We start from the raw sequence: 13821 nt of genomic DNA on the forward strand, positions 1-13821 counted from the left end.
TTGAACTGATACGACAACCATGACCCAACACCCCACCATTCATCAGCAGCAGGAACGCGCCGGCGCGGAAACCATGAACTACGGCCCGCCGCCGGACCATGGCGGCATTGAGATCGTCGAAAGCTTCGGCCAGTTTCCGCTCGAATACGCCGCCATCCGCCAGCGTGTCGGCATCATGCACCTGCCGCAGCGCGGCATCCTCCGCTTCACCGGCGACGATCGGCAAGACTTCCTCCATCGCATGCTCACGCAGGACATCAACGGCATGACCGGCGGCGCGACCCGCCGTGCGTTTCAGTTGAACAACAAAGGACGCATCGTCGCCGACGTTGTTGTGCACCATGGCGATGCATGCACCTGGCTGGAGTTGGATCGCCTCGACATCGTTGCATTGAAAGAGCTGCTTGAAGCCAAGCTGTTCGCGGAAGACGTCACGATCGAAACATTTTCCGACGAGCGTGTAGCGATGGCGGTGATGGGGCCGGCCGCCGTGGCGCTGGTCGAGTCATTGCGTGAAGATGGCACGGAAGCCGGGCAGATCGAGCCGGGCACGCATCACGTGCTCAAGTTCGGCGACGCCTTGACAACCGTGTACCGTTGGGACGATGTCGGTGCGCCGGCGTTTCGCCTGTTCGTGCCCAGCGATGCAGCGGACGCGGTCTATGCGAAGCTGCTGGACGCCGCGGGCTACGACGCCGAGCGTGATGTCGAGCCGGACGAAGCTTACGCCCGCGAACGGCGTGAGGGGCTGCGTGGTCGGCCGGTCGGGTGGTCGGCATATAACACGACGCGCATCGAAGCCGGCTCGCCGCTGTTCCACATCGACTTCGGCGCTGACTCGCTGCCGGCCGAGACGGGACTGCTCAAAGAAACGGTCAGCTTCAACAAAGGCTGCTACCTCGGGCAGGAGATCGTCGCACGGATGCACAACCTCGGCCATCCGCGCCGCGTGTTGGTGGGGCTGAAAGTGATCGGCGAAGCGCTGCCGGTGGCCGGCGCACCGGTATACGAGCCGACGGCGAAGGGTGAGGGCATGGCCAAGAGCAACATCGTCGGCGGCGTGACCAGTTCGACGTTATCGCCCTTGCTGGGCAACGTGCCGATCGCGTTCGCGGTGATCAAGTGGGGCAACCACACGCCGGGCACAAAGTTGGCGGTGGTGGCCGAAGGCGAACTGGTTGACGCCGAGGTGCAGGCGCTGCGTTTCGTCGCGGGCGATGACGCGGGTGGTCAGTAGGCTCGCCGTTTCAGTTCACTTGATGGGCAAGCGTCAATCCTGAACCATTTCGTCCGCCGCTGCGGGCGCGGGTTTCGCCGGCGGTGTGGCGATGACGGGCACCTGCACGCGCTGCCGACATTGGCGACACCGCACCACCTTGCCGCGAGCCGCGGCCGGAACGGACAACACCGACCGACATTTAAGATTCGGGCAGATCATGCGAAGCGTACTGGAAGCCATCACTCATTCCCCAATGTGGTGTTCATCAATCCGTGGCCGCGTTGCCGCATGACACACCAGGCATGCTAAGCACCAACCACCGGGCCACATGCTGAATATCGAGCCGATCGGCCAACCGCTTTACCTGCACGACGCCTCCCTCGCGCGCAAGCCCGCACCGCAGACGTTACAGCCGGCACAAACGGGCAAGGCGGTCGCGCCTATACTGGCCGACCGTGCGTGCGATCAAGATCAACTACTTCCTCGGCTACGCGTTGATGGGCTCGGTGCTGCCCTACCTGCCCGTCTACCTCCGCGCCCAGGATCTCACCAACACGCAGGTCGGCTACATCCTGGGCATGATGGGCATCGCCATTCTGCTCAGCCCCGTGGCGTTGACGCTGCTGGCCGACGCACACCTTGAGGGGAAGACGCTGCTGGCGGCGGTTTTCGCAGCCAGCGGCTCGGCGCTGGCTGCCATGCTGCTGGTTGACGGGTTCTGGCCGATCTTCCTCGTGCACGCGCTGTTCTGCCTCGCGTTCGTGTCGATGATGCCGTTGCAGGATGGCTTGAACTTCCAGGTGCAGGCGCAGCGGCAGTCGGCCGGGCGCATGACCGTGCCGTACCATCGCGTGCGGGTGTGGGGCACGGTGGGCTTCATCCTGCCGTCGCTGATCCTCTACCTCGCGCTGGTCAACGGCGCGCCGATCGGGGCGATCCTCGTCGTCGGCGGCGCGTTCGGGCTCATCGGCATGCTTAACACCACCGCCCTGCCGCACACACGCTCCACGCCACGCGGCGGCGGGCCCGCCTCGGATGTGCCCCTGCCCACGAATAACAATCAACCCGAAGCAAACAACAACAAACCGCTCGCCAACGGCAACAACCGCCTGCCCACGATCGACGCCCTGCACGCGATGCTCCGCCCGCATGTACTGGTGTTCTGCGCCGCGATGTTCCTGGCCCACATCGCCAACAGCGCCTACTACGCCTTCTACCCGCTGTACCTCACCGAACAGGTCGGCGTGCCCAACGAATGGGTGGGCCTGATCACCAACCTCGGCGTGGCGATCGAAGTATTCTTCATGCTCGGGTTCGGCCTGCTGATGGCACGGTTCGGCATCCGCTGGCTGATGGCGATCGGCATCATCGCCATGGCGCTGCGCATGCTGCTGCTTTACACCTGGCCGAGCGTCGCGATGGCTGTGGCCACGCAGCTGTTGCACGGCCTGCATGTGCTGGTGATCCACGTCGCCCCGCCGATCTTCCTCAACCGGCAGGCCGACAACCGCTACCGCAACTCGATCCACGGCCTGTACGCCATGACCGTCTACGGCGTCGGCCGCATCATCGGCGCCGTGCTCGGCGGCTTTATCGCCGACATCTCACTGCTGGCGGTGTTCGGCTATTCCGCCCTGGTCTGCGCCGCCGCCGCCGTACTGTTCGCCTTGTTCTACCGCGAGCCGACTGCCCAGCCCGAGGTCAGCCGTTAGGCAAACACGCGAACGCCTCGACGATTCGCGGCTTCCTGCACCGCTTCAATGCCCAACGCCTTCAGCATGAACTGATGCAGATCGGTGTTTTTGGTGAACGGGCCGACCTGCTCCGCGCCGGGGCCGGTGGCCGCGAGTTCGACATAGTCCGCCGAGTGCGATCGGCCGATCCAGTTGAAATCCAGGTGGTTCGCGACAACTTTCGCGACCAGGCTGCGGATGTGGTTCGTACGGTGATAAGGCAGTTCATAGTCGCCACGGACGAAATCGTAGATCATGTCCGTTTCGCGGTCGCTGATCTCCAGTTCGAGCGTTTCCTTGAACCGATCACGAATCGTGTCACGGCTGACTTCCTCATTAAGCTCAGGGACAATGTGCGTGAGGCCGGTGCCCTTGAAACGCGAGAGCTTCTCGAACTGCCCATGCCCCAGGTCCGGGCCCGCCTGAAAGCCGGGGTTCGCATTGCCGTGGTCGGTCGTGATGATCACCAGCGTATCCGGGTGTTCCTGCTGAAACGCTAGCGCCACGCCGATCGCGTCGTCAAACGCAAGCTGGTCGAACAACAGGCCGCCCAGGTCGTTGCCATGTGCGGCGTGGTCAACCCGGCCGCCTTCGACTTGAAGCACAAAGCCGTCGCCGATGCGATTCAGCCGCTGCAAGGCGGCATCGGTCATCTCGGCGAGCGTGGGGACGGATTGCTTGCTTTGTTCATTGTGAAGCCGATCAATCTCGTACGGCAGATGCCAATTACTGAAGGTTCCAAGCACGCCGACGTCGCTGTCGGATAGTGCCAGCAGCGCATCGCGGTCACGGATGATTTCGTGCCCGGCCTGCTCGAACTTGCCGTACAGGTCCTCGCCGTCGTCGCGTCGTTCGGGGTCGAAGTAGTGGTTGCCGCCGCCGAGGATCACGTCGTAGCCGCGTTCGTAGTACTGCTTGGCAATGTCTGCCTCTTGCCCGCGGCTGGCTACGTTTGCGCCGAAGCCGGCGGGGGTGGCGTGCGTCACGGTCGTGGTGGTCACCAGGCCGGTTGCCTTGCCCGCTTCGCGGGCGATTTGCAGAATCGTCGGGTATTCTTCGTCATCGGGGCCGATGTTCACCGAGCCGTTGTTCACGCGGTGTCCGCAACCCCATGATGCGGCCGCAGCGGCGGAGTCGGTGACCATGGCGTTGCGCGAACTCATGTCCATCAGCCCGCGATGCACAGGCAAGTCGCGCTGCATGTAAAGGTCGATCCAGTGCGTGTGCCGCTCATCACGCCAGTAGAGGTACTGGTCAGCAGCGGTCAGCGTGCCCATGCTCATGCCGTCGCTGACAAGGAAAATCACGTTACGCGCCTTGCCGTTGCCGGACGAGCCTGCATTGCCCGGCTGACGCTGCTGCGCCCGCGCTTCGCCTGCCACCGAACCGAGTCCCAGCAGCAGCGGCGAGGCTGCGCCCAGTTGAAGAAAACGTCGTCGATCCATCGTGTGGTTTCTCCAGAAGTGAACAGGCCAAGTCGTTTACGTCAAGGCGATGGTACCAGCACGGCCCCTTCGTCGACAGCCTCTGGCGGGAAATCGGCCCACGCGACACCACAGGATTTCCTGCTTAGCTGATCGCATTGACGATCGCTGTGTCTACAGATACCGGCGTCGCTTGTGCATCGGATTGAGTCAGGCGGTCCTGCTGCGGTGCATTTTCTGTAAATGGCTGGCGGGTGCCTGCGACGTACGACGATCAAGTTGTGTGGCAAAGTGATTTTACGCGCGTTATGTGCGGTTAAGTCTTGACGCCCGAGCGGTGACGGGGTGTAATGAAGTAGCAGTCGGGTGCATGTTTAACGGGCTTCGGCCGGCGGGGTGGGTGATAGGGAGGCCCCTGCGTAGTTGCACTGCCGCCTCGGGTTGGCAGGCTTGCGGGGCCGCGAGATTCGAGAGCGGTTCTGGCACGTTGCGACAGAAGCGCTTCGGCGCTTCCTCGGGTAGCGGACGAAGTGTGGCCGCGTAATTCATCTGGCCGATCGACACTTCAGACCGTCGCGCCGAGCACCTCTTGCGCGAAAGGACATTTCGATGTTCGGGTTCAGCAAAAAGCCGGAAATGCGATTTTGGGAAGCCCTGCTCGCAGAAGATGTGAACCAGGTGCGCGATTTCCTGCAATCGGACGCGTCGCTGGCACAGGCGTGTGCGCCGTACAAGCTTTGCCGACGTGAGCCCGATTTGACTGATCAGATGACACCGCTGCACGCCGCGGCCGGGCGTGGCTGGGCCCAGCAGGTGAAGTTGCTGCTGGTCGCCGGCGCGGATGTGGACGCGGAGGCGGATGGCGCGACGCCGTTGCATGAGGCCGCCGAGGGTGGGCATCAGGAAGTGGTGGAGTTGCTGCTGTTTCGCCAGGCCAACGTCTACGCCACGGACAGCTCGGGCCGTACCGCCCTGCATCGCGCTGCCATGGCGGGCCATGACGACGTGGCGAACCTGCTGCTGGACAACGGCGCCCGGCTGGAGGCGACCGACGACGAGGGCAACACCGTGCTGCACTGCCTCGCGGCGGGCGGCTGCGAGACAGCGGTCAAGCGTGTACTCGAATCCGACGTCGAGACTGACCCGTGCAATACGACGCATCAGCGTACGCCGCTGCATCTTGTGGTGGTGCATGCCGACCACACCACGGCGAGTCGCCTTCACCCCGCGCAGCGACACCAGCGGGCACGAATGGAACGCTCCGCCAGGCTGTTGATCGAACACGGCGCGGACGTCAACGCTGTCGACGCCGGCGGCAACACACCGCTGGACCTGTTCAACTATCTCGAAGGCGACAACGAAAACGACCCGCTCGTCCGCCTGCTGCGCAAGCATGGCGGACGCTGGATGCGTTATCAGCATCGCCACGCCCACGCCAACGTCAACGCCAACGCCAACGGCGCCTCATCGAACGGCAGCCGTATGAGCTTTGACGAACAGCCGCAGGTCGATCAGGCCGTGCTCGCCCACGACAGCCACAACTCGCGTATGGGCACAACCAGCGGCTCGATGGCTGCTCGCAGTGCGATGGGCTTCGTGGGCGATCCAATTCCCCTGGACACCGGCTCGGTGATCATCGGCCGCAACCCCGACTGCGACGTTCGCTACCGCAGCCGAACGCTGTCACGCAAACATGCCCAGATCACCTTCGAGCAAGGCTCGTACATGATCAAAGACCTCGGCTCGCATAACGGCGTGATCATCAACGGCCGCAAGGTCCACGCGCCGCACCTGCTCAGCCCCGGCGAAACCATCACGCTCGGAACATACGAGTTCGAGTTCGACGGCGAAAACCTCCTTCCACTCCGCGAAGAACTCAGCGAAAACGAACTGCGCGCCGAACTCAAACGCTAACCAACCGCTCAATACGACAACGCCGCCTCTGCGCTTGCAACATTTAGCCGCGGTGCTCGCACCGCGCTCTTCGGCTCTGCGGGTCGAACGCGCGGGCCAAGGCCCGCGGCTAAATGGGAACCCGCGTTGTCGTGTTGAACCGCCGCACCCGCCCGCGAGCGCATCAGCTACCATATCCGCATGCCCCCGGACGCCCCACCGGACGCCCCCCGGAAGCCCCCGGCTCGACTCCGAGGCCCGCATGCACGCGACCCGAACAACCGATCATGATCCCCCATCTGCCGAACCGCCCGACGCTCGACCGCGCGTGTTCGAAGCACGCGGTCTGACCAAGGTCTACACCATGGGCGAAGTGCAGGTGCACGCGCTACGGGGTGTCGATCTCGACCTGCACGAAGGCGAGCTGCTCGTGCTGCTCGGGCCTTCCGGCAGCGGCAAGTCCACGCTCTTGAACATCCTCGGCGGACTCGACACGCCCACCGCCGGGCAGGTCCGTTACCACAACCAAGACCTCGCCCGCGCGAGCGACGCCGAGCTGACCCGCTACCGCCGGGATCATGTCGGGTTCATCTTCCAGTTCTACAACCTGATTCCGTCGCTGACAGCGCGGGAGAACGTGGCGCTGGTCACGGAGATCGCGCGCGACCCGATGCAGCCAGGCGACGCGCTGGCGATGGTCAACCTCACAGACCGGATGGATCACTTCCCGTCGCAACTGTCTGGCGGCGAGCAGCAGCGGGTCGCCATTGCCCGCGCGATCGCGAAGCGGCCACAGATTCTGCTCTGCGACGAGCCGACCGGTGCGCTGGATGTGCACACCGGTATCATCGTGCTCGAAGCGATCGACCGGGTAAACCGCGAGCTTGGCACGGCCACGGCGGTGATCACACACAACGCGGTCATCGCCGACATGGCCGACCGCGTCGTCTCGCTTTCCGACGGCAACATCGCCCGCGAGCACCATAACGACCGGCGGGTGCCGGCCAACAAGCTCACCTGGTAAACGACCCATGCGCGCCCTGGACCGCAAACTATTTCGCGACCTTCGCAGACTGTGGGGACAGGCGCTCGCGATCGCGCTGGTGATCGCTTCGGGTATCGCAACGTTTGTCATGTCGCTGAGCACGCTGGATTCGTTGACACTCTCGCAGGAAACGTACTACGAGCGTTATCGCTTCGCGGACGTGTTTGCTTCGCTGATCCGCGCACCGGACAGCGTGACCGATCGCATCGCGGACATCCCCGGTGTGACGCAAGTGCAGACGCGCACGGTGGTGGACGTAACCCTGGAAGTGCCCGACTTCCCCGAGCCGGCAACGGGTCGGCTGATTTCTATTCCGGAAGATCGCGAGCCGAGGCTCAACTCACTGTTCCTGCGTCGCGGGCGGTGGATCGAGCCGGGCGCGCGTGGGGAAGTGCTTGCCAACGAAGCGTTCGTCAATGCACATGGGTTGGACATCGGCGACAACGTCGACGTGGTGATCAACGAGCGATGGCAACGGCTGACCATTGTGGGCATCGCGCTTTCGCCGGAGTATGTGATGCAGATCCGCGCCGGCGATCTGCTGCCGGATGAGCAGCGGTTCGGCGTGTTCTGGATGGGCGAGCCGGAGCTGGACGCAGCGTATGACATGGAAGGCGCGTTCAACGATGTTACGCTCGGCCTGCAGCGCGGCGCGTCGGAAGCCGACGTCCTCCGCCGACTCGACATGATCCTCGAACCCTACGGCGGCCTGGGCGCGTTCGGGCGGGATGACCAGCTCTCGCATCGCTTTCTCTCGGACGAAATACAGGGTCTTTACGCGATGGGTTTCATCACGCCGATTATCTTCCTCGGCGTGGCGGCGTTTCTATTGAACGTCGTGCTCGCACGGCTGGTGAGCACGCAACGTGAGATCATCGCGGCATTGCGCGCGTTCGGCTACACGAAGTTCGAAGTCGCGATGCACTACTTTCAACTCGTGCTGATGATCGTCTTCGTCGGGGCGGTGCTTGGCACGTTGCTTGGCGCGTGGATGGGGCAGGGCCTTACACAACTCTACGCGCGGTTCTACCACTTTCCGATGTTCGAGTTTTCATTGCCGCCGGGCGTACTGCTGGCGGCGATGGTCATCGGTGTCGGGGCCGCGGGGGCGGGCACGATCGCGGCGCTGCGCAGCGCGGTCGCCCTGCCGCCCGCCGAGGCGATGCGCCCCGAGCCGCCGGCGACGTTCCGCCCGACGGTCATCGAACGCGTCGGCCTGCAACAACTGTTTTCGCAGACAGCACGCATGGTGCTCCGCCAACTCGAACGTCGGCCGGCGCGGGCATTGATCTCGATGCTCGGCATTGCCCTGGCGGTCGCGGTGCTGGTGATGGGACGTTTCGGCATGGACGCGGTGGATTACCTGATGCGCTTCGAGTTCGAGACGGCGCAGCGGTACGACATGTCGGTGACGTTTGTCGAGCCGACGGGCGGCGCGGTGATGTCGGAAATTGCACGCTTGCCGGGCGTGCAACATGTCGAGCCGTTCCGCGCGGTGGGCGCCCGGCTGGAGGCGGGGCATCGCTCGCAACGCGTGGGCGTGATGGGGTTGCCTGACAACCCGCAGCTTTTTCGCCTGCTTGACGAATCGCAGCGGCCGGTGGCGATGCCGGCGGAAGGGCTGCTGCTGTCGGAAAAGCTGGCGGAGTTGCTCGACGTTCGGCCGGGGCAGACAGTGACGCTGTATGTGCTGGAAGGCCGTCGGCCGGTGCGTGAGGTGCCGGTGACAGCGACGATCACCGACTATGCGGGCATCAACGCGTATATGAATCTCGAAGCGTTGAATCGGCTGCTGCAGGAAGGCCGTGTGTACTCCGGTGCGTTCGCGACGGTGGACTCGGCCTATGAGCAGTCGTTGTACGACACGCTACGACAGACGCCGCGCGTCGCGGGCGTAACGATGAAGCACGCGATGATTGAAAGCTTTCAGCGCACCGTCCAAGAGAACCAGCGGCAGATGCAAGTGTTCATCATCGGCTTTGCGATCGTGATCGCGTTCGGCGTGGTGTACAACCTGGCGCGGATCTCACTGGCAGAGCGAACGCGCGAGCTGGCGACGTTGCGTGTGATCGGCTTTACGCGCGGGGAGATTTCCGCGGTGCTGCTGGGTGAGCAGGCGGTGCTGACGCTTGGCGCGATACCGCTGGGGCTGGCTTTGGGGTACGCTTTTGCATGGCTGACGTCGTGGGCGGTCGAGACTGAACTGTTCCGTATCCCATTGGTTATCGAGCCGTTCACCTACGGCTTCGCAACGTTGGTGGTGCTCACAGCGTCGTTTGTTTCCGGGCTGATCGTGCGTCGCCGACTTGATCGACTGGACCTGATTGGCGTGCTCAAGGCACGGGAGTGATGGCAAGGTGAAGCTGCCGATTCGACGGGTTGTGATGATCGGGATCATTGTGGCGGTGGTGGCCGCGGCGGTGTGGGCGATGATGCCGCGGCCCGTGCCGGTGGATCTTGAGCCGGTGGTGCGTGGTTCGCTTCGTGTGACGGTGGATGAAGATGGTCGGACGCGCGTGCGCGATCGGTACGTGGTCTCATCGCCGTTGGCCGGTCGGCTAAGGCGGATCATGCTCGACCCGGGCGATGCGGTGCGGGCGAATGAAACAGTGTTGGCGATCGTCGACCCGCCTTCGCCGGCGCTGCTTGATGCGCGTATGCGTCGCGAGGCGCAGGCTCGGCTGGAGGCGGCCGAGGCCGGGGCGTCGCAGGCCCAGGCGCAGGTCGAGCAGACGCAGGGCATGGTGCAACTGGCGCGCAATGAACGACGTCGGCTGGAGCAGTTGGTGGAGACGGCGGCGGCGCCTCGCCGTGAGTTGGAAGATGCACAGCTCATCGAGCAGACGCGCGAGCGCGAGCTGGAGGCGGCGAGATGGGGGCAGCGCGTGGCGGAGCATCAGCGTGAGCTTGCGGAGGCGGCGCTGTTGCAGGTGGAGGCGGGGGATGATGCGGACGTGGCGCGCGAGCCGATGGCGATTGACTCGCCGGTGAACGGGCGGGTGTTGCGTGTGTTGCAGCGCGATGCGGCGGTGGTCTCGCCGGGCACGGCGTTGCTGGAAGTCGGCGATGTCGGGCAACTGGAAGTTGTGGTCGATGTGCTCTCGGCGGACGCGGTGCGGATTCGGCCGGGCATGGCGGTGCTGTTTGAGCGATGGGGCGGAGACGAGGCGGTGACGGGCGTGGTACGGCTGGTCGAACCTTCGGCGTTTACCGATGTCTCAGCGCTGGGCGTGGAAGAGCAGCGGGTGAACGTGATCGTCGACCTTGAAGCGGTGGACCCGGCCAGCCAGCTCGGCGACGGCTATCGCATGCACGCCCGCATCGTGTTGTGGCAAGCGGCGGATGTATTGACCGTGCCAACGAGCGCGCTGTTTCGCGATGGGCAACAGTGGGCCGTGTTCGTCATGGAAGCGGAGCGGGCTACGTTGCGCCACGTCGAGCTCGGGCGACAGACGGGCTTGACAGCGGAGGTGCGAGCGGGGCTGGCGGAAGATGAGCTGGTGATCGCATATCCGAGTGACCGCATCACGGACGGCACGCGCGTTGAGCCGCGTTGAGAACCTATGCGTGAGGCAGTGCAGCCTAAGCCGCACTGCCTTGGGGGTGTGAGCCCACCGCGCTTTGCCCCCGAACGCGTCGGTCCCTACGATTTCACTCCCCATGCATGATCAACTGCGTCACCGATTGCTCGGCTGGTGGGCTGGCATCATCAGCCATTGGCCAGGGTGGATTCTGGCCATCGCCCTGCTGCTCGCGCTTGCCGCGGTGGCGGTGACGGTGTCGCAGCTCAGCTTTCAATCCAACCGCAACGACCTGATCTCCGAAGACATCGACTGGAACCAGCGATTCATTCACTGGCGATCGCTGTTCCCCGGCAAGGACGACATCATCATCATCGTCGAGACGCACGACCCGGCCACCGGCGCGGCCGACGACGAAACCGCGGCGCGGGCACGGGCGCTCGTCAACGAGCTGGCTGAACGACTGGAGGCCAGCGACGCGGTGGTCGAAGTGGTGTGGGGGTTCGACCAGTCCGCAGTGCATCCGCGCAGCGTTCGGCTGCTGTCGATGGACGCGTTTGAAGCGCAATTGGCAGAGGTCGGCGCTGCCGGCCCGCTGCTGGAAAGCGCGACGCCGCAGGCGTTGATTCGGCAGGGGCTCGCCCAGGCGGACGGTGACGAGACGGACGAAGACCCGGCCCAGGCTCAGGCCGGGCTCGAAGCGTTTACGCAGCTCATCCGCGGGTTCACGCATCGGATGCAGACGCAGACGGACGAAACCGTCGACCTGATGCAGTTCGCTGCGCCGGGCATGAGCCCGGCGGAGTGGGAGTACCTGGCGACACCGAACCAACGGTTTTTAATCATGCAGGTCGTGCCGCGGGAGGACCCCGGCGCGCTCAGTCCCATCGGCCGATCGATCGGCGAGGTGCGTCGGCTGCTGCGCGAAGTCGGCCGCGACTACCCGGACGTGGCCTTCGGCACGACAGGCGTCGCCGTGGTGGAGACGGACGAGACCGCGGCCGCGACGGCCGACTCGACCAAGGCGTCGATCCTGGCCGTGGTGTTGATCACGCTGCTGCTGGTGGCGGCGTTTCACAGCCTGCGCATGCCGCTGTTGCTGATGATTGCCCTGATGATCGGCATTGCCTGGAGCTTCGGCTTTCTCACGCTCGCGGTTGGGCATTTGCAGGTGATCAGCGTGATTTTCGCGGTGATTCTGCTCGGGCTCGGCGTGGCGTTCGGCATTCACCTGATCACCGGCTTTGAGTTGCATCGACATCGCCACCCCGATTCCGAGGAAGGCTTCCGCGCGACGATGCGCGAAACGTTTGAAAGCGTGGGCCCGGGCATCGTCACCGGCGCGTTCACCACCGCGGCGGCGTTCTCCACCACGTTGCTGACCGACTTCCGCGGCGTGGCGGAGATGGGCCTGATCGCCGCTGGCGGCATCCTGCTTTGCCTGCTGGCGATGGTGAGCGTCTTTCCCGCGCTGCTGCGGCTGTACAAGCGGAAGCACAAGCATTTCGTGCGTTTGGAGTCGCGTACGTTTCACGTGTTTGAAGAGCGGTGGGTTTCGCCGTTCACACGTCGGCCGAAGCTGACGCTGGCCATCGCGGGCGTCATCACGGGGCTGTCGCTGGTGGCGGTGTCGCAGCTTCGCTTCGACTACAACCTCGTCGAACTGATGCCGCACAACATCGAAAGCGTCGAATGGCAGCGGCGGATCGCAGACGATGGCGAGCAGTCGATCTGGTCGGCAGTAAGCGTGGCGAACAGCCTCGAAGAAGCCCGCATGCTGACCCGGCAGTACCAGGCGATGGGGTCGGTCGATGGCGTGGGCGGCATCGGCATGCTGTTCCCGCGCGATGAAGATGAAAAGCTTTCGCTCATCCGCGACGTGCAAGCGCAGGTGGGCGCCGCGGCCGAGCAAGCCCTGGCCGAGCGCGTGCCCGAGACGCCGACCGACGAGCCTAGCCTGGTGGAGCAACTGCGCAGTTTGCAGTTGTCGCTGCCGTTCGTGCAGGCGCAGTTGCCGCCCGCGCTTCGGCCGACGCTACGCGACACTTCCGCGGCGATCAATGAATTTGTCACGACAGCTCAAGCGTTGCCCGCCGACGAACGCGAACGTCGGCTAAACGCATTGCAACGTGATTACGATCGCTGGCGCGAGCAGACCGCTCAACTCGTCTCGGCCACGCTTGATGACGGGCCGATGCAGCTGACCGACCTGCCCGCCGAGGCGATTGGGGCTTATGTCGCCGAGCGCGATGGTCAGCAATGGTTCGTGTTGGAGGTGTATCCGCGTTTGCCGGAGGACGTGACCGACCCGCTGAACCCGCGTGTGCTCGGGCCGTTCGTGACCGAAGTGCAGGCGGTCGACCCGGAAGCGACCGGGGCCATGGTGCAGCTTTACCTCTCGGGCGATCTGATCTGGCGTTCGTATCTGCTCGCGGGCGGGCTTGCTCTCTCGGCGGTGCTGGTGCTGGTGTGGGTCGACTTCCGCTCGATTCGCGACGCAGCGCTGACGCTCGTTCCGGTCGCGGCCGGCTTTGCGGTGACGTTCGCGATCATGTGGCTGGTCGGGCTGAACATCAACCCGGCGAACATCATGGTGCTGCCGCTGATGTTCGGCATCGGCGTCGACGCGGGCGTGCACATGCTCCACCGCTATCGGCAAGACCCCACGCGACGCCCCCTCGGGCTCGCCGGCGGCACGGGCAAGGGCATCACACTCACCAGCTTCACGACCATGATCGGCTTCGGCTCGCTGATGCTCGCCCAGCATCGCGGCATCGCCGGCATCGGCTTCGTCCTCAGCGTCGGCATTGGCATGACGCTGCTCGCCTGCTGGACCATCGTGCCCGCATGGCTTGAACTGCGGACGCGAGCCGAGCAATCAAAATCAAAAGGCAAGCAACCGCATGCTCAACCGGGATAAGCACGCTTACCCCCCTGCCTGGAAGTAAGGCCTGGAGGAGATATTTCTCATCCAGCGAACCGTCCC

General features: G+C 64.4%; 9 protein-coding genes. 7 read left to right on the plus strand and 2 right to left on the minus strand.

The genetic code is table 11. The annotated features are described in order from the left end of the window. Nucleotides 1-19: 19 nt before the first annotated feature. Nucleotides 20-1237, plus strand: a complete 1218-nt coding sequence (locus tag ACERK3_08520; GenBank protein MFA9478338.1) for a folate-binding protein YgfZ — start codon at nt 20-22, stop codon at nt 1235-1237. Nucleotides 1238-1270: 33 nt separating this feature from the next. Here ACERK3_08520 and ACERK3_08525 read toward each other — a convergent pair whose 3' ends face one another. Further along, nucleotides 1271-1459, minus strand: a complete 189-nt coding sequence (locus ACERK3_08525) for a hypothetical protein (GenBank protein ID MFA9478339.1) — start codon at nt 1457-1459, stop codon at nt 1271-1273. A gap of 215 nt (nt 1460-1674) precedes the next feature. On the opposite strand from ACERK3_08525, the gene ACERK3_08530 reads away from it, so the two are divergent. After that, complete coding sequence (locus tag ACERK3_08530) at nt 1675-2931, plus strand: MFS transporter (GenBank protein MFA9478340.1); 1257 nt, start codon at nt 1675-1677, stop codon at nt 2929-2931. Here the strand turns inward: ACERK3_08530 and ACERK3_08535 are convergent. Further along, nucleotides 2928-4397 carry an alkaline phosphatase gene (locus tag ACERK3_08535; GenBank protein ID MFA9478341.1) on the minus strand — a complete coding sequence of 490 codons (1470 nt, stop codon included), beginning with the start codon at nt 4395-4397 and terminating at the stop codon, nt 2928-2930. The genes ACERK3_08530 and ACERK3_08535 overlap by 4 nt on opposite strands. Nucleotides 4398-5012: 615 nt before the next feature. On the opposite strand from ACERK3_08535, the gene ACERK3_08540 reads away from it, so the two are divergent. The 5 genes from ACERK3_08540 to ACERK3_08560 all read left to right on the plus strand — a co-directional run bounded on the left by ACERK3_08540 (nt 5013) and on the right by ACERK3_08560 (nt 13755). Continuing rightward, nucleotides 5013-6290 (plus strand): ankyrin repeat domain-containing protein, encoded by a 1278-nt coding sequence (locus tag ACERK3_08540; protein ID MFA9478342.1) that lies wholly within the window; start codon nt 5013-5015, stop codon nt 6288-6290. Between the two features lie 241 nt (nt 6291-6531). Continuing rightward, the gene (locus ACERK3_08545) at nt 6532-7293 is read left to right on the plus strand and encodes an ABC transporter ATP-binding protein (GenBank protein MFA9478343.1); all 762 of its coding nucleotides are present in this window, start codon (nt 6532-6534) and stop codon (nt 7291-7293) included. Between the two features lie 7 nt (nt 7294-7300). Then, entirely contained in the window at nt 7301-9664 is a 2364-nt protein-coding gene (locus ACERK3_08550) for an ABC transporter permease (GenBank protein ID MFA9478344.1), read from the plus strand. Between the two features lie 34 nt (nt 9665-9698). Then, entirely contained in the window at nt 9699-10871 is a 1173-nt protein-coding gene (locus ACERK3_08555; GenBank protein MFA9478345.1) for an efflux RND transporter periplasmic adaptor subunit, read from the plus strand. 103 nt (nt 10872-10974) lie between these two features. After that, nucleotides 10975-13755 carry an MMPL family transporter gene (locus ACERK3_08560; protein MFA9478346.1) on the plus strand — a complete coding sequence of 927 codons (2781 nt, stop codon included), beginning with the start codon at nt 10975-10977 and terminating at the stop codon, nt 13753-13755. Nucleotides 13756-13821: the final 66 nt, after the last annotated feature.

This window comes from Phycisphaerales bacterium AB-hyl4, from assembly GCA_041821185.1.
Taxonomy (GTDB): Bacteria; Planctomycetota; Phycisphaerae; order Phycisphaerales; family Phycisphaeraceae; genus Natronomicrosphaera; species Natronomicrosphaera hydrolytica.

Bases quoted from the DNA above. Each gene is read 5' to 3' on its own strand.
- ACERK3_08520 (MFA9478338.1), top strand. From the start codon at position 20: ATGACCCAACACCCCACCATTCATCAGCAGCAGGAACGCGCCGGCGCG.
- ACERK3_08525 (MFA9478339.1), bottom strand. From the start codon at position 1,459: ATGGCTTCCAGTACGCTTCGCATGATCTGCCCGAATCTTAAATGTCGG.
- ACERK3_08535 (MFA9478341.1), bottom strand. From the start codon at position 4,397: ATGGATCGACGACGTTTTCTTCAACTGGGCGCAGCCTCGCCGCTGCTG.
- ACERK3_08540 (MFA9478342.1), top strand. From the start codon at position 5,013: ATGCGATTTTGGGAAGCCCTGCTCGCAGAAGATGTGAACCAGGTGCGC.
- ACERK3_08545 (MFA9478343.1), top strand. From the start codon at position 6,532: ATGCACGCGACCCGAACAACCGATCATGATCCCCCATCTGCCGAACCG.
- ACERK3_08550 (MFA9478344.1), top strand. From the start codon at position 7,301: ATGCGCGCCCTGGACCGCAAACTATTTCGCGACCTTCGCAGACTGTGG.
- ACERK3_08555 (MFA9478345.1), top strand. From the start codon at position 9,699: ATGATCGGGATCATTGTGGCGGTGGTGGCCGCGGCGGTGTGGGCGATG.
- ACERK3_08560 (MFA9478346.1), top strand. From the start codon at position 10,975: ATGCATGATCAACTGCGTCACCGATTGCTCGGCTGGTGGGCTGGCATC.